Genomic DNA, 21,190 nt, shown 5'->3' with positions numbered 1-21,190 from the left:
GCTAGACTTTTAATAGAGTCCGGTATCGGCCTGAAGCGCCGGTGCAGTCATGCGCCGGCCGGCCGCGCCATGTGCCCCCGATGCCGGACGCCACCGATCTTCTTTCCCGCAGCCGCGAGCCCGTCTACCTGCAGCTCGCCACGATATTCCGCCGCCAGATCGAGAGCGGTGCGTGGCGCCAGGGCGAGCAGCTGCCATCGCTCGATGCCCTGTGCCGCCAGTACGGTGTGGCGCGCATGACGATGCATCACGCCATTTCCCAGCTCGATGCCGAAGGGCTCGTGGCGCGCTCGCGCGGCCGCGGCACCTTCGTCAAGGCCGCCGGCCGTGCGCGCCGCCCGCTGGCGCTGCCAATCAGTTGGGACCAGGCCGTGGCGGTGGGTGACCAGCTATCCACCGAGGCCATGGTGGAATCCACCGCCGATGTGCAGCTGCCCGACGATCTGGGCATGCCTTGCGACGCCCGGCGCGCCGACGCCTACCATTTCCTGCGCCGCGCGCATCGCCTCGAGGGGCGGCCATTCGCCGTGGGCGAGGTCTATATCGCCGCCGACGTGTTTGCGCGCGAGCCCGAGGCATTCCGCCAGGGCGCGTCGGTGCCCGTGCTCGACCGCTTTCCCGGCGTCAAGGTCAATGCCGCCCGCCAGCGCCTGTCCATCGTGCCGGCTGGCGCGGAATGCGCCGGCGCGCTGGAGCTGGCCGTGGGCGCGCCCGTGGCCGAACTGCGACGCTTCGCCTGCGTCGACGATGTGATCGTCTATTACGCGCGTATCGAATTTCCCACCGAGTACGTCTGCCTGGATTTTGACCTGCTCGCCAATCGTTGCTGACAACCGCCAACCGCACGGAACCCAAGATGGAGACACACGACAAGATGAACGGTGCAGAGAGCCTGGTGAAGACGCTGCTGGCCTGCGGCGTGGATACCTGCTTTGCCAACCCCGGCACGAGCGAGATGCACTTCGTGGCCGCCCTGGACCGCATCCCCGGCATGCGCTGCGTGCTGGGCCTGTTCGAAGGCGTGGTGACGGGCGCGGCCGACGGTTACGCGCGGATGGCCGACAAGCCCGCCGCCACGCTGCTGCATTGCGGGCCCGGGCTGGCCAATGGCCTGGCAAACCTGCACAACGCCCGCCGCGCACAGACGCCGATCGTCAACATCATTGGCGACCAGGCCACTTACCATCGCCCGCTCGATGCACCGCTGACCGCCGATACCGAAGGCTGGGCGCGACCCGTGTCCGTGTGGACGCGCACCGCCACGCATGCCGCGTCGGTGGGTGCCGACGCCGCCGTGGCCGTGCAGGCCGCGCGCAGCGCGCCCGGCGGCGTGGCCAGCCTGATCCTGCCGTCCGACGTGTGCTGGGACGAGGGCGGCCAGGTGGCCGCGCCGCTGCCCCCGCTGGCCGTGCCGAAGGTGTCGCCGGACGCCGTGCAGAATGCCGCGCGCATCCTGCGCAGCGGGCAGCCGACGCTGATCGTGCTGGCTGGCAGCGCGCTGCGCGAAGGCGCACTGGCCGATGCCCACCGCATCGCGGCCGCCACCGATGCCCGCCTGATCACGCCAATGTCAAATGCGCGCGTGACGCGTGGCCGCGGCCGGCTGGCCATCGACCGGATTCCGTACTCGGGCGACGCCGCGCGCCAGAAGCTGGCCGGCATCCGCAACGTGATCCTGGTGGGTGCGCCGCCTCCGGTCACGTTCTTCGCCTATCCCGGCAAGTCGCCGCGCCCGTATCCGGAGGATGCGGCGATCCATGTGCTGGCCCGCCCCGAGGAAGACCTGGGCGAGGCGCTGACGCGCCTGGCCGACGAACTCGGCGCGCGTAACGCACAGCTACCCGCCTCGACGACGATGCCGGTGGAGGCCGCAAAGGGCGCGATCACGTCCGAAGCGGTGGCCCAGTCGCTGACCGCGCTGCTGCCCGAGCAGGCCGTGGTGGTGGAAGAAAGCGTGAGCTTCGGTCGTGCGTTCTATCCGGGCACCGTCCACGCCGCGCCCCATGACTGGCTGCAGCTGACCGGCGGCGCGATCGGTGCCGGCCTGCCGCTGGCCACGGGCGCGGCCATCGCGGCGCCCGACCGCCGCGTGGTGGCGCTGCAGGCCGATGGATCGGGTATGTACACGCTGCAATCGCTGTGGACCATGGCCCGCGAAAAGCTCGACGTGACCATCGTGCTGCTGGCCAACCGCAAGTACGCCATCCTGCTGGGCGAACTGGCTGGCGTGGGCGCCAACCCAGGCAAGACGGCGATGGACATGCTGGACATCGGCAATCCGGACCTCGACTGGGTCAAGATGGCCAACGGGATGGGCGTCGAAGCGGCGCGCGCCGACAGCATGGACGCGTTCAACGACCTGTTCCAGCAGGCCAACCAGCGCAAGGGACCGTTCCTGATCGAACTGGTCATCTGAGCGGCCGGTCGGCCGCAGCGCCGGTCCCTGCATGGGCCGGCGCTGACCCATGATGTTCCATTGCCCCCGGGATGGACGCGCAGCAGCATCAACCTGCGTACTTCGTCCAAGGGGGCACATCATGAAGAAATCGGGAATGCAGTGGGCCGCACTGTGCTGCGGCCTGGCGATGGCGGGCGGCGTCTCCGCGCAATCGGTCGCCGACGGCAATGCCACGATCATCTGCGATTATTCGCACACGCTGGCGGACGATCCGATCGTCTACCCGGGCAAGCCCGGCGTCGCCATGATCCACGACTTTCTGGGCAACACCACGGCCAACGCCTTGTCGACGCCGGAGACGCTGCGCGCCGAACATGGCACGACCTGCGAGAACGCGGCCGACACCACGGCGTACTGGGCGCCTGCACTGAAATTGCCCGATGGCAGGATCGTGCCGCCCACGTACCAGAAGACCTACTACACGAACGTGGCGGTGCCGTCGGGGCGCCGCGTGCGCGTGGAGCCCCTGCCGGCAGGACTACGGATGCTGGCCGGCGACCACAACGGCGCGCTGCCCAATCCGAGGATATCGTTCCTGTGTAACGGACGGGGCTACAGCAACACGATTCCCACCGACTGCGTGCCCGATCCCGAGAAAGGCACCCAGTTCAATATCGGCGTGAATTTCCCGACGTGCTGGGACGGCCGGAACCTGGCGCCCATCAAGGGCGTGATCGAAAACGTGGTGTATCCGGACAAGCAGGGCGTCTGCCCGGCGACGCATCCCATCCATATCCCGGAGGTGAACCTGAACCTGGCCTACATGATCGGCCAGGTGACCGACCTGACGGAGGCCCGGCTGTCGATGGACCCCACGCTGGACGCGTTTGGCAGGGTGGTGGCGCAGAACTGGGGCACCCTCTACACCGCGCACGCCGACTTCTTCAACGGATGGCGCGACGAATCGCTGCGCTACATGGCCGACTATTGCCTGAACGCGGGCCGGCTCTGCAACAAGCAGGTGCCCTACGCGTACAGCGAGTCGCTTGGCGATGCCACGGTACGCGGCGGCGACACGGCGGACAGGAACTATGGGAACGACCTGTCGCTGTACGCGCAGCGGGCCAGCGGCACCACGCCGGAGTCGATGATCTACATGAAGTTCCGCATCCCGCAGGGTGCGGTGAACGTGCCGTCAAACTTCACGCCCGACTATCAGCTGCGGATCTACGGCGGCAACACCACCGACACGACGGCCGCCATCATCCGCCTGTACCGCGTGTCGACGGACTGGACGGAGGACACCATCACGGCCAACAATGCGCCGCCCTGCGAGGGCACCATGACGGACATGTACCTGGACAACGTGATCCAGTACCGCACGTTCAAGGTCGGCAAGGCCATCAACGAAGCCATTGCGGAAGGCAAGGACACCATCGCGTTCTGCCTGCGCGGCAACGGCGATCGCATCTACACGTTTGGCAGCCGCGACACCGCCAACCCGCCGCTGCAGCTGATGATGACCCTCAATCCGATCCACCACTAGGCGCGGCTTTCGGTCTCGGCCCAGCCCGACATGGCCTGCCCGCCGGCATTGTCGCCGGTCCACAGCAGCACGCGGCCCGGCGTGCCGGCATCGTCGGCACCCCCAACGGCCACGGTGTCCTGGTGGAACAACGGCGCCAGGCCGCGGAAGCCGAACCGCGTCACGCGCGCGTCGGGACGCTCGTGGCGCAGCAGTTCCAGCATCAGCATGGCCTGCAGCGGCCCATGCACGATCAGGCCGGGATAGCCTTCCACGTCGCGCACGTAGTCCAGGTCGTAGTGGATGCGGTGGGCGTTGAACGTCAGCGCCGAGAAGCGGAACAGCAGCGTGGGGTCGGCCTGCAGCGTGCGGCCGAACTGCGCGGTCTGCTCAAGCGCCGGGCGCGGCGGCTGGGGCTGTCCCTTCGGCGGCATGGCACGGTAGACGATGTCGTGCCGCTCGGTGAGCGCGGTTTCGCCGCCGACCGTGAACGCGTGGTCGACGGACACGAAATACAGCTCGCCGGTGCGGCCGGCCTTGTGCTGCACGTCGGTGATGGTCGACGTACGGGTGACCGTCTCACCGACCCGCAGCCCACGGTGGAAGGCCAGCTCGCTGCCGGCCCACATGCGGCGCGGCAACGGCACGGGCGGCAGGAATCCGCCCAGTGTGGGGTGGCCGTCCTGCCCGAGCGTGTGCTGTGGCGCGCGGGGCAGGAAGTACAGCCAGTGCCACAGCGGCGGCAGCGGCTGGCTGGCGATGGCTGCGCCATCGAGATCGAACGTGGCCGCGAGCGCGTGGACCGGCTCGGCCGCCAGGGTCTCGGTGCGCGACTCCGAACGGCCGATCCATTCGCGCAGTTGTTCAAGCGTAAGGGAGGTCATGGCGATGGGTGGTCGGTGGGTGGTTACCGGCTGGCGGGCAGCCAGTCGTTGACGTTGGCCTGCTGGTCCAGGCGCCACACGCGGTCGATGATGGCGCGCATTTCGGCCTCGCTGGCGCCGTGGCGGAACGTGCCCAGCTGGACGGCCTTGGCTTCGAGTTCCGGGCGCGACAGCGTATTGTCCGGATCGCCCTTGGGCACATCGACCCTTGCTTCCAGGGCCCGGCCATCGGTGGTGCGCACCGTCACGCGGCCGATCCACTGGCGCGGGTAGGCCGCGTTGATCTCGTCGTCGAGCGCCATCGTCACCTTGTTGCAGAAGGCGGCGATGCGCGGGTCCTGCAGCGCGTGCTGCTCGAACTCGCCCAGCCCGGCATGCGTGTGCACGGCCACCAGGCCCAGCACGGTGCCCATCGAAAACTTGGCCTGATGGATCGTCACCGGATTGACCACCGGGCCCAGCACGTCGATGGCGCCCTGGTGCACATGTGCGGTCACGGCGTCGATCTGTTCGGCCTGCAGGCCTTCGCGCTGCATCAGTGCCTTCAGCGCGTCGGCCGCCGGGTGCGTGTGGCGGCAGGAGGCAAAGAACTTGAACGAGGTCTCGGCTGTGGCCCAGCGCGTGCCGAGCCCGTTGGTCAGCGCGGCGGGGTTGGCGTCGCTCGACATGCCGGCCGCCATGCCCTGCGCGCCTTCGAGGATCTGCTTCGCGCCGGTAAAGCCCGCGCGGGCCAGCCAGGCCGACTGCAGGCCATCGGCAGCCGCCTTGGCGGTATGCAGCTGCTTGGAGTCCGCCGCATCGCGCAGGAATTCCCACAGGCCGGCGGCCTGCGTGCCGGCGGAGCCCAGCGCCTGGTTGATGCCCTCCGCGTCCAGCCCATACAGCTTGGCAACGCCGGCTGCGGCGGCCAGCGTGCCTACCGTGCCGGTGGTGTGGAACACGCGGTAGTGCGAGCGGCCCATGAATTCGCCGATGCGGATGCCGGCCTCGTAGCCGGCGATCGATGCCAGCAGCACCTCGGCGCCGGTCTTGCCCTCGGCCTGCGCGGCGGCGACCACGGCCGGAAACACCACGGCGGCCGGGTGCAGCACCGAACCGTTGTGGACGTCATCCTGCTCCACGACATGCGACGACGCGCCGTTGATCAGCGCGGCGAAGTAGGGCGATGTGCGGCGACGGTCGACAAAGACCTCCGCATCGCCCGACTGCGGCCCCATGGCTGCGGCGAACTCCTGGATGCGGCGGATGGCCGGCGCGTCCTTGCCGGCGATGGCGGAGGCGATCCAGTCGAGGAACAGGTCCTTGGTCCGTTCGACCACCGGAGCGGGCACGTCGGAGAGCTTCAGTTGCGCCAGGAATTCGCAGAGCTGGCGCGTCGGATAGGTTTCGTTGGGCATGTTCGGCGTAGGCGTCGGGCGGTCAGAACGAACGCGGCAGTTCGAGCACGTGCTCGGCCACGTAGGACAGGATCAGGTTCGTGGAGATCGGCGCCACCTGGTACAGGCGCGTTTCGCGGAACTTGCGCTCGATGTCGTATTCGGCGGCGAAGCCGAAGCCGCCGTGCGTCTGCAGGCAGACGTTGGCGGCCTCCCACGACGCATCGGCCGCCAGCAGCTTGGCCATGTTGGCTTCCTTGCCACACGGCTTGCCGGCGTCGAACAGCTGCGCCGCCTTGTAGCGCATCAGGCTGGCCGCTTCCACGTTGACGAAGGCGCGCGCGATGGGGAACTGCACGCCCTGGTTCTGGCCGATCGGACGGTCGAACACGATGCGTTCGCGTGCATAGCCGCTGGCGCGCTCGACGAACCAGTAGCCGTCGCCGATGCATTCGGCGGCGATCAGGATGCGCTCGGCGTTCAGGCCGTCGAGGATGTACTTGAGGCCGCGGCCTTCCTCGCCGATCAGGTTCTCGGCGGGGATTTCCAGGTTGTCGAAGAACAGCTCGTTGGTCTCGTGGTTGACCATGTTGCGGATCGGCTGGACTGTCAGGCCGTTGCCGATGGCCTCGCGCAGGTCCACCACGAACACCGACAGGCCTTCGGACTTCTTCTTCACCTGATCCAGCGGCGTAGTGCGGGCCAGCAGCAGCATCAGGTCGGAGTGCTGCACCCGCGATATCCAAACCTTCTGGCCGTTGATCACGTACTTGTCGCCACGGCGCACGGCGGTGGTCTTGAGCTTGGTGGTGTCGGTGCCCGTGGTGGGCTCGGTCACGGCCATCGACTGCATGCGCAGTTCGCCCGAGGCAATGCCGGGCAGCCAGCGTTGCTTTTGCGCGTCGGAGCCGTGGCGCAGCAGGCAGCCCATCACATACATCTGGCCGTGGCACGCGCCCGAATTGCCGCCGTTGCGGTTGATCTCTTCCATGATGACCGACGCGGCGGTCAGCGGCAGGCCCGAGCCGCCATAGGCCTCGGGAATCAGCGCGGACAGCCAGCCGGCCTGGGTCAGCGCCTGGACGAATTCCTCAGGAAAGCCGTTGTGTTCCTCGATGCGCTGCCAGTACGCGGAGTCGAACTGCTGGCAGAGGTCGCGTACGGCCTCGCGGATTTCGGGGTAAATCTGGTCTTGGTCCTGTGCAGCGTGCATGGCAATGTCCGTCTATGTCGGGGGTGAGGCCATTATTCCCGAGCCGCCGTGGCAGCAACATTCGCATTTGCTGAAGCGCGGCTTCTGTCCGGCTTAGGGATGGAGGCCGGAATCGGCTCAGGGTAATCCCGTGGGTTTTCCGGGGCCGTGTCCTCCCTTCGGCAAATCGGAATTGTGTGCCGCGCCCATAGCTTGCACCCTGCGGCTCACGATTCCAGAACAACCAGACGCGTGTCATACGCGCAGACCAGACAGGAGACAGTGAATGACGTTCTACCGGCAACTTTCAGCATCCGTGACCTGGGCCGCACTGGCGGCTGCCGCCGTGGCCGTTGCGGCGCCAGGCATCGCAAGGGCGGCGGACCCCTATCCGTCGCGGCCGATCACGATGGTCGTGCCGTTCGCGGCCGGCGGGCCGACCGATGTGGTGGCGCGCTCGGTGGCGGCGGCCATGTCGAAATCGCTGGGCCAGAGCGTGGTGGTGGAGAACCGGCTTGGCGCCGGTGGCACCGTGTCGGCCGCCTACGTGGCCAAGTCCGCGCCGGATGGCTATACGATCCTGATCCACCACAACGGCATGGCCACGGCCCCGGCGCTGTACTCCAAGCTGCCTTACAAGCCGCTGACCGATTTCTCGTTCGTGGGGCAGGTGGCCGATGTGCCGATGACGCTGCTGGGCCGCCACGACCTGCCGGCCAATACGCTGCCGGAGCTGGTCAGCTACATCAAGCAGAACCAGAGCAAGGTGAATCTGGCCAACGCGGGCCTGGGCGCCGTGTCGCAGCTGTGCGGCATGCTGTTCCAGAAGGCGATCGGCGTGGACCTGCAGACGATTCCGTACCAGGGCACGGCACCTGCGCTGACCGCGCTGCTGGGCGGCCAGGTGGACATCCTCTGCGACCAGACCACGCAGACGCTGCCGCATATCAAGTCGGGCAAGGTCAAGCTGTACGGCGTGACCACGGCGGAACGCATTCCGGCGCTGCCCGATACGCCCACGCTGCGCGAGGGCGGGCTGAAGGGCTTCGAAGTCAAGGTCTGGCACGGCGTCTATGCGCCGAAGAACACCCCGCCGGCCGTGATCGACAAGCTGAACGGCGCGCTGCGCACGGCGCTCAAGGACCCGGCCGTGGTGGCCCGCATGAAGGATCTCGGCGCGGTGATCGTGCCGGCGGACAAGCAGACGCCGGAAGGCCTGCACAGCTGGCTGGCGTCGGAGATCGACAAATGGTCGCCGATCATCAAGGCTGCGGGGGTGAGCGCGGATTAAGCAGGACCGATGGTTGTCTCCGCTCTCCCGCGTGCGGGCGGGAGAGGGAACAACGCGCAAAACCGACCTACACCGGCTCTCGTGCCGCGTCGGACAGATAGCGGATCAGGGTTTCCGCGAACTGCGGCAGCTCGCGGCCGGGCCGGCGCACCAGGCGCAGTTCGCGCCGGGCCCAGTCGTCTTCCAGCCGGATGAAACGCAGCACCTTGCGGCTGGCGTAGCGCCGTGCGCAGCTGTTGGGCACGATGGCGATACCCGCGCCGGCCTCGACCATGCGGCACACGGCATCGAAACTGCCCACTTGGATGCGCAGGCTGATGCGCTTGCCCATGCCGCTGGCAATACGGTCCAGGAACGACTGGATGGCCGACGACTGGTTCAGGCCCACGAAGCGGCAGGTATCGAGCAAATCGGCGAAATGCAGTGCCTTGAAGGCCGGCAGCGGGTGATTGACCGGGGCGATCACGATCAGCTCGTCGCTGCAGAGCTGCATGGTGTCCAGGTCGGCCGTCGCCACCTCGCCGGCCACGATGCCCAGGTCTGCGGCGCCGTTGCCGACCGCCGAGACGATATCGGCGGACAGGTGTTCCTCCAGTTCGACGTCGACATCGGGGTTCTCGGACAGGAAGCGTGACAGGCCGTTGGCCAGGAACGAGTTGGTGGCCGTGGTGTTGGCCAGCAGCCGCACGCGGCCCTTGACGCCCTTGGCGTAGGGCCGCAGGTCCGCATGCAGGCATTCCAGCTGGCGGAACACCTCGCGGGCGTGGCGCAGCAGTTCATCGCCGGCCGGCGTCAGGCGCACGCCCTTGACCTGGCGGATCAGCAACTGGGTCTGAAAGGCCTCTTCCAGCTGCTTGATGCGCGAACTGGCGGCCGGCAGCGACAGGAAGCTGCGTTCTGCAGCGCGGGTCAGGTTTTCGGTTTCGCCGACGTTGAGGAAGAGGCGCAGGTCGGTCAGGTCGTAGTGCATGGGTTCAGCGAGCGTGAAGCCCACTTTTGTCATTCGTGAATTCCAGAAACTCCGCCGACAATTTATCGTATGTGCGTTGGCAATAGAACGGGTGACGTTCCGGAACCCGGCAATCTCGCACGCAAGGAGTCGAAGATGAGTGGAATGATGGCAGGCAAGGTCGTGGTGGTGACGGGCGCAGGCGGGGGCATCGGCCGGGGCATCGCGCTGGGCATGGCCGCAGCCGGTGCGCGCGTGGTGGCGAACGACCTGGGCGTGTCGATGAGCGGGGAAGGCGGCGACGCCGGGCCGGCGCAGCGCGTGGTGGAAGAAATCCGCGCGGCCGGCGGCGAGGCTGTGGCCAATACCGATAGCGTGTCAACCTGGGCGGGCGCCAATGCCATCGTCCAGTGCGCGCTCGACAATTTCGGCCGCATCGACGCCGTGGTCAACAACGCCGGTAACCTGCGCGACCGCATGTTCTTCAAGATGAACGAGGAGGAGTGGCGCTCGGTGATCGACGTGCATCTGCACGGCACGTTCTTTGTGAGCCGCGCCGCCGCCAACTATTTCAAGGACCAGGAAAGCGGCGCCTTCGTCCATATGACGTCGACGTCGGGCCTGATCGGCAACCTGGGCCAGGCCAACTACTCGGCGGCCAAGCTCGGCATTGCCGCGCTGTCCAAATCCATTGCCCTGGACATGGCGCGCTTCAACGTGCGTTCGAACTGCATCGCACCATTTGCCTGGAGCCGCATGACCAGCTCGATCCCGGCCGAGACGGCCGAGGAGAAGGCCCGCGTGCAGCGCCTGCAGAAGATGGAAGCCGGAAAAATCGCGCCGGTGGCGGTGTTCCTGGCCAGCGATGCGGCCAGCGAGGTCAATGGCCAGATCTTCGCAGTACGCGCCAACGAAATCATGCTGATGAGCCAGCCGCGTCCGGTGCGCTCGGTGCATACCAGCGAAGGCTGGACCCCGGAGACCGTGGCCGAGATCGCCATGCCGGCGATGCGTTCGAGCTTCTTCAAGCTGGATCGATCGCCCGATGTCATCAACTGGGATCCGATCTGATCCGACTGCAGGCCAAGGGGCGCTTGCCCCTTGCCACAGGCCTGTCCCGGCGCTTCTATCCCGCGTCGCCCGCGTCGCCCGCGTTGCCCTCGTCGCCCTCGTCGCCCTCGTCGCCACGCGCTGCAGTGCAGCAATCCGTCCGCGCGTGGCACGCATTCTGCTCATCCTCCGTCATGGCGGCCTCACGCACTCGGACTGTGCGGCGCGGGCGTGGATCCCACGCTAAATCGGTGCATGCACGCGCCCGCCCACTGGCACTCCCGTTCGGACAGTGCTGATGGGTGCGACGCGTGGTCGCAGCGATGACGCATCCGGCAGCCATGACGCGATCAGGGGCATCGCTCAAGTCGTTGCAGGACCGATCAAGCGGAGGCAAGCGATGCGCGGGCCGATGCACGCACCGTGATGCGGGTATTGCGCAGGTCGATATGCGAAAAGCGGTGCAAATCATGCATTTGGACGATGGGGGCTGGAAGGTTATCCATCCACAGCGGCGACATGGGTGTAGGACCATTGCCGACAGGGCCTGTCAGATGTTTCTGGATTTGATAGGTCGTTACACAACACGCTGTGCAGGACGCACTCGAAAGGTGTAATGTGTGTCACAAGCATGGTCGATGGCCCGTCGCGGCGGGGTGATGAAACGAGGGTCCAGTCGCAATGCGTGCATGGCATGAGCGTGCATCGCAGCGACCGAACCGACAGGCAGTTGAAGTCAACTCGGGATTCACGTTCACCGTTATTTGACTATGATGAAGTAAAGACTTCGCAACTTGGCAACTCCACCAAGCCGGGGTGGCGGAAAGCAAAGTTGCCGCGAAGTCTTAGGGGAGTAGAACTACCTTCGCCTCGGACGTGGGACTCTGACGGGAGTGAGGTATGGACATTTTTGGCCACTACGCCACGCGATTCGAAGCGCGCAAGGAAGAGGAATACAGCATCCAGGAATACCTGGAGATCTGCAAGAAGGATCCTGCTGCCTACGCGACTGCCGCCGAACGCATGCTCGCCGCTATCGGACAGCCTGAACTGGTGGATACCCACCACGATCCGCGCCTGTCCCGACTGTTCTTCAACAAGGTTATCCGGGTCTACCCGGCGTTCCGCGACTTCTACGGGATGGAAGACACGATCGAACAGATCGTCTCCTTCTTCAAGCACGCGGCGCAGGGCCTGGAAGAACGCAAACAGATCCTGTACCTGCTTGGGCCTCCCGGAGGTGGCAAGTCGTCGCTGGCCGAGAAGCTCAAGGCGCTGATGGAAGAGATTCCGATCTACGCGCTCAAGGGTTCGCCCATCCATGAATCTCCGCTCGGGCTCTTCTCGCCGGAAGAGGACGGCAAGATCATGGAGGAAGACTATGGCATTCCGGTGCGCTACCTGAATACCATTCCGTCGCCATGGGCCGTCAAGCGGCTGCACGAGTTCAACGGGGATATCACGAAATTCCGTGTGGTGAAGCTGCGCCCGTCGGTGCTGGCGCAGATTGCCATCTCGAAGACGGAGCCGGGCGACGAGAACAACCAGGACATTTCGTCGCTGGTTGGCAAGGTCGACATCCGCAAGCTCGAAGACTTCCCGCAGGACGACCCGGACGCCTATTCGTATTCGGGCGGCCTGTGCCTGGCCAATCGCGGCCTGCTCGAGTTCGTGGAAATGTTCAAGGCACCCATCAAGGTGCTGCACCCGCTGCTGACCGCTACGCAGGAAGGCAATTACAAGGGCACGGAAGGCTTTGGAGCGATTCCGTTCGATGGCGTCATCCTCGCGCACTCGAACGAGGCCGAGTGGCAGACGTTCAAGGCGGACAAGAACAATGAGGCTTTCCTTGACCGGATCTATATCGTCAAGGTGCCTTACTGCCTGCGCGTGTCGGACGAGGTGAAGATCTACGACAAGCTGCTTCGCAGCAGTTCGCTGTCGGCGGCGCCCAACGCACCAAACACGCTGAAGATGATGGCGCAGTTCGCCGTGCTCACGCGGATCAAGGAGCCGGAGAACTCGAACGTCTTCTCGAAGATGCGCGTCTATGACGGCGAGAGCCTCAAGGACGTGGACCCCAAGGCGAAGTCGTATCAAGAGTATCGCGACTACGCAGGCATCGACGAAGGCATGAACGGCTTGTCCACCCGCTTCGCGTTCAAGGTGTTGTCGAAAGTGTTCAACTTCGACAATACCGAGGTGGCGGCCAATCCGGTGCACCTGCTGTACGTGCTTGAGCAGCAGATCGAGCGCGAGCAGTTCCCGCCGGAGCAGGAAGCCAAGTTGATGTCGTACATAAAGGAGTACCTGACCACGCCGTACGTGGAATTCATCGGCAAGGAGATCCAGACCGCCTACCTGGAGTCGTATTCCGAGTACGGCCAGAACATCTTCGACCGCTACGTGGTGTTTGCGGACCTGTGGATACAGGATCAGGAGTATCGCGATCCGAATACCGGTGAGATCCTGGACCGCAATGCCCTGAACGACGAACTGGAGAAGGTGGAAAAGCCGGCCGGTATCTCGAACCCGAAGGACTTCCGCAACGAGATCGTCAACTTCGTGCTGCGGGCCCGTGCCAACAACGGGGGCAAGAACCCGGTGTGGACCAGCTACGAGAAGCTGCGGATGGTGATCGAAAAGCGCATGTTCTCCACCACGGAAGACCTGCTGCCGGTCATCTCGTTCAATGCCAAGTCGTCGCGCGAGGATCAGGAAAAGCACGAGAACTTCATCAACCGCATGGTTGAGAAAGGCTATACACCCAAGCAGGTTCGACTTTTGGTGGAGTGGTATCTGCGCGTCAGGAAATCTTCGTAACCGGTTCCGGACGCGGTCTTTATCCACGGCGCGCTTTTCCTGGCGTCTCTTACCACGGCGGACAGACGGCATATGGGTACGGTCATCGATCGGCGCGAGAACGGCGGCAACAAGAGCGCCGTCAACAAGCAACGCTTCATCAAGCGTTACCGCGAGCAGATCCGGCAGGCGGTGGCGAAGGCGGTGTCCGGCCGGAAGATCATGGACATCGAGCAGAGCGGGCAGGTGTCCATTCCGGTCAAGGACATCTCCGAGCCGATCTTCCACCACGGCCAGGGCGGCAAGCGGGAGTGGATTCACCCCGGCAACAAGAAATTCGTCCGGGGTGACAGCTTCGACCGCCAGCAGCAGGGCAGTGGTGGTACCGGGTCACGTGCCAGCGACAGCGGCGAAGGCGAGGACGATTTCGTCTTCACGCTGTCGCGCGAGGACTTTCTGAATTTCTTCTTCGAGGACATGGCGCTGCCCGACCTGGCCAAGCGCCACCTCGCCAAGATTGCCGAGGTGCGCAAGGTGCGCGCCGGCTTCTCCATCGACGGCACCCCATCGAATTTGTCGATCCTGCGCACCATGCGCAGTTCGCTCGGGCGGCGTATCGCGCTGTCCAGCCCCTACATGAAGCGGTTGCACGAACTGGAGATCGAGTACAACGAGGTGCTCGAGAAGGAAGGGCCATATTCCGAACAGGCCGAGGCGCTGATGGAGAAGATGCGCCACCTGCGGGCCCAGGTGGACCGCGTGCCGTTCATCGAAAAGCTCGACCTGCGCTACAACAACCGCGTGCTAAAGAAGCGGCCGCAGGCGCAGGCGGTGATGTTCTGCCTGATGGACGTTTCGGGCTCGATGGACGAAAGCCGCAAGGACCTGGCCAAACGGTTTTTCATGCTGCTGTACCTGTTCCTGAAGCGCAACTACGAGCGCATCGACGTGGTGTTCATCCGCCATCACACGGTGGCCAAGGAGGTGGAGGAGGAGGATTTCTTCCATTCGCGGGAATCCGGTGGTACCGTGGTTTCGAGCGCGCTGAAGCTGATGGTTGATGTGATTCATGAGCGCTATCCGCCGAGCCAGTGGAACATCTATTGCGCCCAGGCGTCGGACGGCGATAACTGGGCAGGGGATTCCGAACTGTGCGGCCGGCTGCTGCGCGAGTCGATCCTGCCGCTGGTGCAGTACTACGCGTATGTGGAGGTGGCTTCGGAAGAGCCGCAGAATCTCTGGGAAGAGTACCTCACGGTTAAGAACCAGTTCGAGCACTTCGCGATGCAGCGCATCATCGGTGCGGACGAGATCTACCCCGTGTTGCACGACCTGTTCCAGAAACGCGCGGCGTGGCCGGCCACCAGATAGCAGGGCATTCGGCAGCAAACCGGCGCTGCGCGGGGCGCGGGCCGGCATCCACTGGGGAAGTCTATGGCCTATCTTTCGACGGGCTCGGAGTGGACCTTCGAGCTGATCCAGCGTTATGACCGCGAAATCGCCCGCATCGCCGGCGAGTTCGGGCTGGACACCTATCCCAACCAGATAGAGATCATCACCGCCGAGCAGATGCTCGACGCGTATGCGTCGGCGGGGCTGCCGGTCGGCTACAGCCACTGGTCGTACGGCAAGCACTTCCTGGCGTCGGAGCGCGGCTACCAGCGTGGCTACATGGGGCTGGCCTACGAGATCGTGATCAACTCCAATCCTTGCATCGCGTACCTGATGGAGGAGAACACGATGCCGATGCAGGCGCTGACCATCGCGCACGCCTGCTACGGCCACAACTCGTTCTTCAAGGGCAACTACCTGTTCCGCACCTGGACCAACGCGGACGCGATCATCGACTACCTGCTGTTTGCCAAGAACTACGTGGCCGAGTGCGAGCAGCGATACGGCGAGCAGGAAGTCGAAATGCTGCTGGATTCCTGCCACGCGCTGCAGAACTACGGGGTGGACCGCTACAAGCGGCCCAAGAAGCTGTCGATCACCGAAGAGCAGGCTCGCCAGGCAGAACGCGAAAACTACCTGCAGATGCAGGTCAATGACCTGTGGCGCACGCTGCCCAAGCATCGCCCCCACGCCCTGCGTGAGGAAGAGGAGGCTGCAGAGTTCGAGGTGACCTTCCCGCCGGAGCCTCAGGAAAACCTGCTCTACTTCATCGAGAAGAACGCACCGAAGCTGCAGCCGTGGCAGCGCGAGATCGTACGCATCGTGCGCAAGGTTGCCCAGTATTTCTATCCGCAGCGGCAGACCAAGGTCATGAACGAAGGCTGGGCCACGTTCTGGCATTACACCATCATCAACCAGCTGTACGAGGAAAAGCTGGTCAATGATGCGTTCATGCTCGAATTGCTGCAGGCGCATACCAACGTCATCTACCAGCCGCCGTACCACAGCCCGTACTACAGCGGCCTGAATCCGTACACGGTGGGGTTCCTGATGTTCCAGGACCTGCGCCGCATGTGCGAGAACCCGACCGAGGAAGACAGGCGCTGGGCGCCCGAGATTGCCGGCAGCGACTGGCGCCAGACGCTCGATTTTGCGATGCGCAACTTCAAGGACGAGAGCTTCCTGCTGCAGTTCCTGTCGCCGCGCGTGATTCGCGAGCTGAAGCTGTTTTCGGTGCTGGACGACGACCGCGAGGGCAAGCTGCGCGTGACGGCCATCCACGACGACGAAGGCTATCGCGAGATCCGCCGGCTGCTGGCGACCCAGTACGACCTGTCGAACATGGAGCCGAATATCCAGGTGACCAATGTCGATATCGGCGGCGACCGCTCGCTGACGCTGCGCCATCTGCAGCAGGATCGCCGTCCGCTGGCGCAGAACTTCGACGAGGTGATCCGCCACGTCACGCGGCTATGGGGATTTACGGTGCGGCTGGAAGTGGTCTACGAGGACGGCCGGCGCGAACTCAAGTACGAGTGCAAGCCAGAACGCCGCCACCAGCAGCATCGCAAGGCAGCCTAACGCTCATTGACACGACCCCCGCCAGCAGGCGGGGTGCCGTCCGGCAAGATGTCATCGGGGCCGGGCCTGGCCGCGGGGCCGGGCCGGCGAGCATGCACCCGCGCGCTCCAGGTCCACGCCTGGCAGCAGGTGCAGCAGGCGCACCAGTTCCGACTGGCGATGCGTGCCGGTCTTGCGCAGCGTATCGCGGATGTGCACGCGCACTGTGTGCGGCGACAGGAATTCGCGTTCGGCAATCTCGTTGAGCGTTTCGCCGGCCGCCAGACGGATGGCGATGATGCTCTCCTTGCGCGACAGGCCAAACAGCGACGTCAGCACCCCGGCGTCAAGCACCGAGCGCGATTCGGAGTTGCCTAGCAGCATCATGGCCATCGGCAATTGCCACGGACCTTCCACCGGCTGACGCGATACCAGCGGCATGACAATGATCGGCACGGGCTGGCCGCCCGAAGTGATATGCATCCACGAGCCCGCCGCGGCACCGCCATGGCGGCCACCGTGCACGGCGCCGTCAAGCAGCCTGGTCAGTACCGATTGCAGCGATTCGGGATGCGCGCACAGCACACCGTTGTCGAGCGCCAGGTTGGAGTCGGCCTGCACCAGGGCCTCGGCCCAGCTGTTGGCGTAGCGTACGCGCATGTCGGCCTGTAGCACCATCACGCCGAAATCGAGCGTGTCCAGCCCCGCGAGTCCCATCGACGCCAGGCCGCTCAGCTCGAAATTGCGGTGCTGCATGCGGGCCGCCCGTGCCCAGTGCGGCATCACCTGCGCCACGCGCTGGTTGCAATCGAAAGTTCGGCAGGTGTCGCAACCGGGGGTTGCACTCATCCAGACGCAGACGTCATGCGTGTCGAAGAGGCGGATGCCGTTGGCCAGGCCGTTGCAGTCGAAGGGCGTCGGGTCTTCCGGATACGGGCCCGGCAGCGTGCCGGCGTCGGCGCTGGCAGCCGCCAGCGCGGCGTGCGAGGGCAGCGCCCGCATGCTTTCGGGCATGGTGCTGGTATTGGTAAAGCAGCCGTGTGGCGTGACACCCAGGCGCGCCTTGCCGGCGAGCTTGTCCCATATCAGGTAGCTCGGGCTGGCGGAACAGGTGTAGTCGGAAAACAGGTCGAGCGCCGCAGGCATGGCCGCCACGTCCATGGCGGATTCATAGATGCAATCGACCAGACGATAGAAGACGTCGTCGGCAGACAAGTGTTCGCCCATTTCTTTTTTCCCCGGTGGCAAACGCCTTTTTCCTCAAGACCGCTGCGTCGAGGCGCGGTCATTCTTTTGTATGTCATCACAGTGCCGCGTCCGATTGACTGGGAGCGCGTGAACTCGGCAATGTGTACGACGATGATCCTGCAAAAACACGGTGCCGGAATATCCCGCCAAGGGAGGGGTGTTTTCACCGTTTTCCGGCGCCACGCTTGCGTTTCCGGCATCCGGGCACGCGCAGTTGGGCGCGGCGGATTGCTGAAGTTCGCGAGATAGTAATGCCGTGACCAACGTATTTCAAACGATTCGCGGCGAAGTTCGCGCGCCGCCATGGCGCAAATGCGACAACGTCCCGTCAAGGCGCACGGGCCTTCACATTCGTATGGCGAACCTCAGGCGGCGCCCTTGGCTGAGGTGACGAATTCGGCGCCCGCGCCGGCAGCGGCCGTCGACGCCGCTTCGGCGAGGGCTCCGTTGCTGGCCCCGTCGACCTGCACGGTCACATAGGGGGCCGCCATGCGGATGCCTTCGGCGTCGAAGTTGCGCTTCAGGCGGATGTTGAAGGCGCGCGAGATCTCGGCCTGGGTCAGCGGGCGCGTCTTGAATTGCGCAAGCACCACCTGACCGTTCGGATCGAAGCGGTCCAGGCCCAGGATGTCCAGTCCGGACAATAGGTTGCGGGAGTAGCGGTGGTCGCGGGCCACCTCGGCGCCGGTCTCGCGAATGATCTCCAGCGCGCGGTCGAAGTCGCTCTGGTAGGCGATGGAGATGCTGAATACCGCGAAGGCGTAGTCCCGCGACAGGTTCTTGACCGCCTTGATCTGGCTGTAGGGCAGCGTATGTAGCGCGCCCTTGCCATCGCGCAGCCGCAGCGTGCGGATCGTCATGCCTTCCACAACCCCGGCGTGGTCGGGCAGCTCGATGGAATCGCCGATGGCGATCGAATCCTCGATCACGATGAACAGCCCGGTGATCAGATCCTGCACCAGACTTTGCGCGCCGAAGCCGATGGCCAGGCCCACCACGCCGGCACCGGCCAGCAGCGGCGTGACGTTGACCCCCAGGTTGGCCAGCACTGCAATCATTGCTACCACCAGCAGGGCCACGAACGACGCGTTACGCACGAGCGGCAGGATGGTCTTGGCGCGCAGGCTGGGCTGGGCGGCGCGATTGTTGGTGGGCGACAGCGACTGGGTGATTGCCGTATCGATCAGCAGCCAGACCAGCCAGGCCAGCAGCACCACGCCGATCACGCTGAGCACGGACCGCGTGATATGGCGGCCCAGCACGGTCGAGTCGGCCAGCATCATCAACGACGTACCCCAGATGCGTGCATTGAGCTCCAGGAATGCCAGCCAGATGATCACGCGTACCAGGGCCACCCCGAAGCGGCCAAAGCGCCGCAGGTAGGCCGAGCGCCGGCGATCGCGCAGCCGCGGCGCCCGTGCCGAGGCCTTGGGCGAGCGCCCCGCCACCAGCGTGAGCAGCATGGCGCCCACGAACAGCGCCACGGTGATCACGGCGCGCCGCAGGAATTCGTCGGCACGCCCCGTGGCCATGATGGTGCCAATGACCGACGCCGCCACTACCGCCAGCATGGGCAGGTACCAGGCCTGGCCGGCCATGCGCAACAACTCCATCAGGGCCGGATGCTCCTGGCGGAACGCAAACGGGCGGAAGGCGATCAGTTGCCCGATAGCCCTGCGGAACCGCACCGCGAAGACGCCGATCAGTACGGCTGCCAGGATATTGGCGAAGGTACTGACCAGCGCGGACAGGTTCACGCCCAGCGCGGCGATGACCCGGGCGTCGGTATTGGCTTCGCCCAGCGCGGCCAGGGCGCCCGTGACGAACAGCAGAATCGGCGAGTGCCTGAGCAGGTCACGCACTGCGTGGGAGCGGTGTCCCGACTGGAACAGCGCGAAGATGACCTGGCAGACCGCCGACATCAGCGCGCCGGCCACGATGGCATAGGCCACCAGCACCGCCCCCATGCTAGCGGGCGTTCGGCCGAAGACCTTGTAGGCCAGCAGCACCGTGAGTGCGAAGGCCACGATCCATGGCCCGATCCGGCGCAGGAAATAGATGCCGACATCGACCCACGAAGGCACCACCGGCAACTGGGTGGATCGTGCCGGACGCAGCCGGTTGCGGTGCAGCCGGCGCGACAGCTCGAACAGCAGCCAGCCCGTCAGCGCCCAGCCAGCCAGCACGATGCCGAATTCGCGCCACGATTCCAGTGCCGCCCGCGTATGGCCGATCGTGATCGCCTCGCGCATTTCCTCGCCGGCAAAGCGGATACGCCAGCGCCAGTATTGCCAGGGGCCACGGTCGCTGTGCGGAGTGTTGTCGATGTCCTGCAACGCTTGCGCCACCGCGCCAATCAGTCCGGGAGCCGGGGTGCTGGCGGCCGCGGCCGGGGCAGAGGCATCCAGGCCCTGGCGCAACGTCTGCAGTTGCGTGACCAGCGCCTTCCGTTCGGCATCGTTCTGCAGCGTGCCGATGACCTCGTCGAGCGATCTGGCCAGCGCGTCGCTGGCGGCCGGCGCCGACGCGGGTTTGTCGGCCGGGGCCTTGATGGCATTGAGCAGGGGCGAACCGGCGCCGAAGGCGGGGCTGCTCAGAAGCAGCGTCAGCACAAAGGCGTGGAACCAGGCCATGGCCGGGATCAGGGCTGTCAAAGGGGAGCGCGAGCTGTGCATGTAGGGGACGCGGGCGGTTGAGGATCGCCGTCAGATAGCCAGCATGCGCGTCACTGTAGCGCATTGCAGCAGGCCACCGCCCACGGGCCTGCCCGGAGGCGCTTCATCGCGAGTTTCTTGAATTCAAAAAAATTGAATAACTTGTCCGCGAATGCATCACTTTTGCAGGGGGCGACACGCCTATAGTTCTGTTCATGGACGGCGCGCAACAAGGCGCAAACAAGACAGAAGCAGCCAGATGGCACGCCGGAACCATTCATACAAACTGAATAATCTGCAAAACCTTACGGAGAGAAATCATGACCAAGACCACCGCCCTCAAGATCGCATCGACCCTGGTTCTGTCGCTGGCCGCCCTCGGCGCCGCTCAGGCAGAAACGGTATCGGCAGACAAGTATGGCTACACCTTCCGCACCACGGTTTCGGCTGACAAGTACGGTTATGAATTCCGCACGCACGACGTCTTCACCGACGGCGCCCGCGTCGGCAAGCCGGATACGTTCACTGACGGCGCCCGCACGGTAGCCGGCCTCGACAAGATTGGCGTCTCGGCAGCCCCAGGACGCACCGCCGACCCATACCTGGACGGCGCTCGCAACGCCAACCCGTACACGGACGGCGCCCGCTTCGTCGCCGGCCTCGATAATGTGGGAGTCTCCGCTGCCCCGGCTCGCACCTTCGACCCGTACCTCGACGGCGCGCGTGCATGATGGCTGTTACGCGGAACGAGCAAGGCGTTACGTAACCCGTAACGCCTTTTTTGTTTGTGGAACGTCCGCCGGCAGCCGTCGTGCGGGGCTGCAAGCGCCCGCCTGAAGTGGGGTAACGATTCCTGGAACGGCCATGCG

At 65.1% G+C, this 21,190-nt stretch carries 15 protein-coding genes; 9 read left to right on the top strand and 6 right to left on the bottom strand.

What is annotated here, in order from left to right:
* The first annotated feature begins 80 nt into the window (after window positions 1-80).
* The 3 genes from BLQ58_RS08740 (at window position 81) to BLQ58_RS08730 (ending at window position 3,944) form a co-directional block, all read left to right on the top strand.
* On the top strand, window positions 81-830 hold the full coding sequence (locus BLQ58_RS08740) for a GntR family transcriptional regulator (RefSeq protein WP_092596605.1): 750 nt from the start codon (window positions 81-83) through the stop codon (window positions 828-830).
* A 44-nt stretch (window positions 831-874) separates the two neighbouring features.
* A complete protein-coding gene (locus tag BLQ58_RS08735; protein ID WP_092597309.1) occupies window positions 875-2,416 on the top strand; it encodes an acetolactate synthase large subunit in 1,542 nt (513 codons plus the stop codon).
* A 121-nt stretch (window positions 2,417-2,537) separates the two neighbouring features.
* The gene (locus tag BLQ58_RS08730; RefSeq protein WP_175459869.1) at window positions 2,538-3,944 is read left to right on the top strand and encodes a DUF1996 domain-containing protein; all 1,407 of its coding nucleotides are present in this window, start codon (window positions 2,538-2,540) and stop codon (window positions 3,942-3,944) included.
* Here BLQ58_RS08730 and BLQ58_RS08725 read toward each other — a convergent pair.
* The 3 genes from BLQ58_RS08725 to BLQ58_RS08715 are packed head-to-tail and all read right to left on the bottom strand — an operon-like array spanning window position 3,941 to window position 7,396.
* Window positions 3,941-4,807 (bottom strand): HTD2 family dehydratase, encoded by an 867-nt coding sequence (locus BLQ58_RS08725; protein ID WP_092596598.1) that lies wholly within the window; start codon window positions 4,805-4,807, stop codon window positions 3,941-3,943. The two genes, BLQ58_RS08730 and BLQ58_RS08725, sit on opposite strands and share 4 nt — an antisense overlap.
* Before the next feature lie 23 nt (window positions 4,808-4,830).
* Window positions 4,831-6,204, bottom strand: a complete 1,374-nt coding sequence (locus BLQ58_RS08720; RefSeq protein WP_092596595.1) for an MmgE/PrpD family protein — start codon at window positions 6,202-6,204, stop codon at window positions 4,831-4,833.
* 22 nt (window positions 6,205-6,226) lie between these two features.
* The gene (locus tag BLQ58_RS08715) at window positions 6,227-7,396 is read right to left on the bottom strand and encodes an acyl-CoA dehydrogenase family protein (RefSeq protein ID WP_092596592.1); all 1,170 of its coding nucleotides are present in this window, start codon (window positions 7,394-7,396) and stop codon (window positions 6,227-6,229) included.
* 265 nt (window positions 7,397-7,661) lie between these two features.
* On the opposite strand from BLQ58_RS08715, the gene BLQ58_RS08710 reads away from it, so the two are divergent.
* Window positions 7,662-8,666 carry a tripartite tricarboxylate transporter substrate-binding protein gene (locus tag BLQ58_RS08710; protein WP_092596589.1) on the top strand — a complete coding sequence of 335 codons (1,005 nt, stop codon included), beginning with the start codon at window positions 7,662-7,664 and terminating at the stop codon, window positions 8,664-8,666.
* 67 nt (window positions 8,667-8,733) lie between these two features.
* On the opposite strand, the gene BLQ58_RS08705 is transcribed toward BLQ58_RS08710, so the two are convergent.
* Window positions 8,734-9,636, bottom strand: a complete 903-nt coding sequence (locus tag BLQ58_RS08705) for a LysR family transcriptional regulator (RefSeq protein WP_092597306.1) — start codon at window positions 9,634-9,636, stop codon at window positions 8,734-8,736.
* Between the two features lie 135 nt (window positions 9,637-9,771).
* Between BLQ58_RS08705 and BLQ58_RS08700 the strand changes: the two genes are divergently transcribed.
* From BLQ58_RS08700 to BLQ58_RS08685, 4 genes are all read left to right on the top strand, one after another.
* Window positions 9,772-10,686 carry an SDR family NAD(P)-dependent oxidoreductase gene (locus tag BLQ58_RS08700; protein WP_092596586.1) on the top strand — a complete coding sequence of 305 codons (915 nt, stop codon included), beginning with the start codon at window positions 9,772-9,774 and terminating at the stop codon, window positions 10,684-10,686.
* A gap of 879 nt (window positions 10,687-11,565) precedes the next feature.
* Window positions 11,566-13,488 carry a PrkA family serine protein kinase gene (locus BLQ58_RS08695; protein WP_092596583.1) on the top strand — a complete coding sequence of 641 codons (1,923 nt, stop codon included), beginning with the start codon at window positions 11,566-11,568 and terminating at the stop codon, window positions 13,486-13,488.
* Window positions 13,489-13,560: 72 nt separating this feature from the next.
* Window positions 13,561-14,838: a YeaH/YhbH family protein gene (locus tag BLQ58_RS08690; RefSeq protein WP_092596580.1), complete on the top strand. Its 1,278-nt coding sequence runs from the start codon at window positions 13,561-13,563 to the stop codon at window positions 14,836-14,838.
* Window positions 14,839-14,901: 63 nt separating this feature from the next.
* The gene (locus BLQ58_RS08685) at window positions 14,902-16,440 is read left to right on the top strand and encodes a SpoVR family protein (protein ID WP_092596577.1); all 1,539 of its coding nucleotides are present in this window, start codon (window positions 14,902-14,904) and stop codon (window positions 16,438-16,440) included.
* Between the two features lie 51 nt (window positions 16,441-16,491).
* On the opposite strand, the gene BLQ58_RS08680 is transcribed toward BLQ58_RS08685, so the two are convergent.
* Together BLQ58_RS08680 and BLQ58_RS08675 are read right to left on the bottom strand one after the other, a co-directional pair.
* On the bottom strand, window positions 16,492-17,646 hold the full coding sequence (locus BLQ58_RS08680; protein ID WP_092596573.1) for a helix-turn-helix transcriptional regulator: 1,155 nt from the start codon (window positions 17,644-17,646) through the stop codon (window positions 16,492-16,494).
* Between the two features lie 386 nt (window positions 17,647-18,032).
* Window positions 18,033-20,300 (bottom strand): mechanosensitive ion channel family protein, encoded by a 2,268-nt coding sequence (locus tag BLQ58_RS08675; protein WP_092596570.1) that lies wholly within the window; start codon window positions 20,298-20,300, stop codon window positions 18,033-18,035.
* A gap of 341 nt (window positions 20,301-20,641) precedes the next feature.
* On the opposite strand from BLQ58_RS08675, the gene BLQ58_RS08670 reads away from it, so the two are divergent.
* Entirely contained in the window at window positions 20,642-21,052 is a 411-nt protein-coding gene (locus BLQ58_RS08670; RefSeq protein ID WP_092596567.1) for a hypothetical protein, read from the top strand.
* The last annotated feature ends 138 nt before the right edge of the window (window positions 21,053-21,190 follow it).

The organism is Ralstonia sp. 25mfcol4.1, from assembly GCF_900104095.1.
Classification (GTDB): domain Bacteria; phylum Pseudomonadota; class Gammaproteobacteria; order Burkholderiales; family Burkholderiaceae; genus Cupriavidus.
The sequence above is the reverse complement of the archived record's forward strand: the minus strand, read 5'-3'. Positions and strand labels throughout refer to the sequence as shown.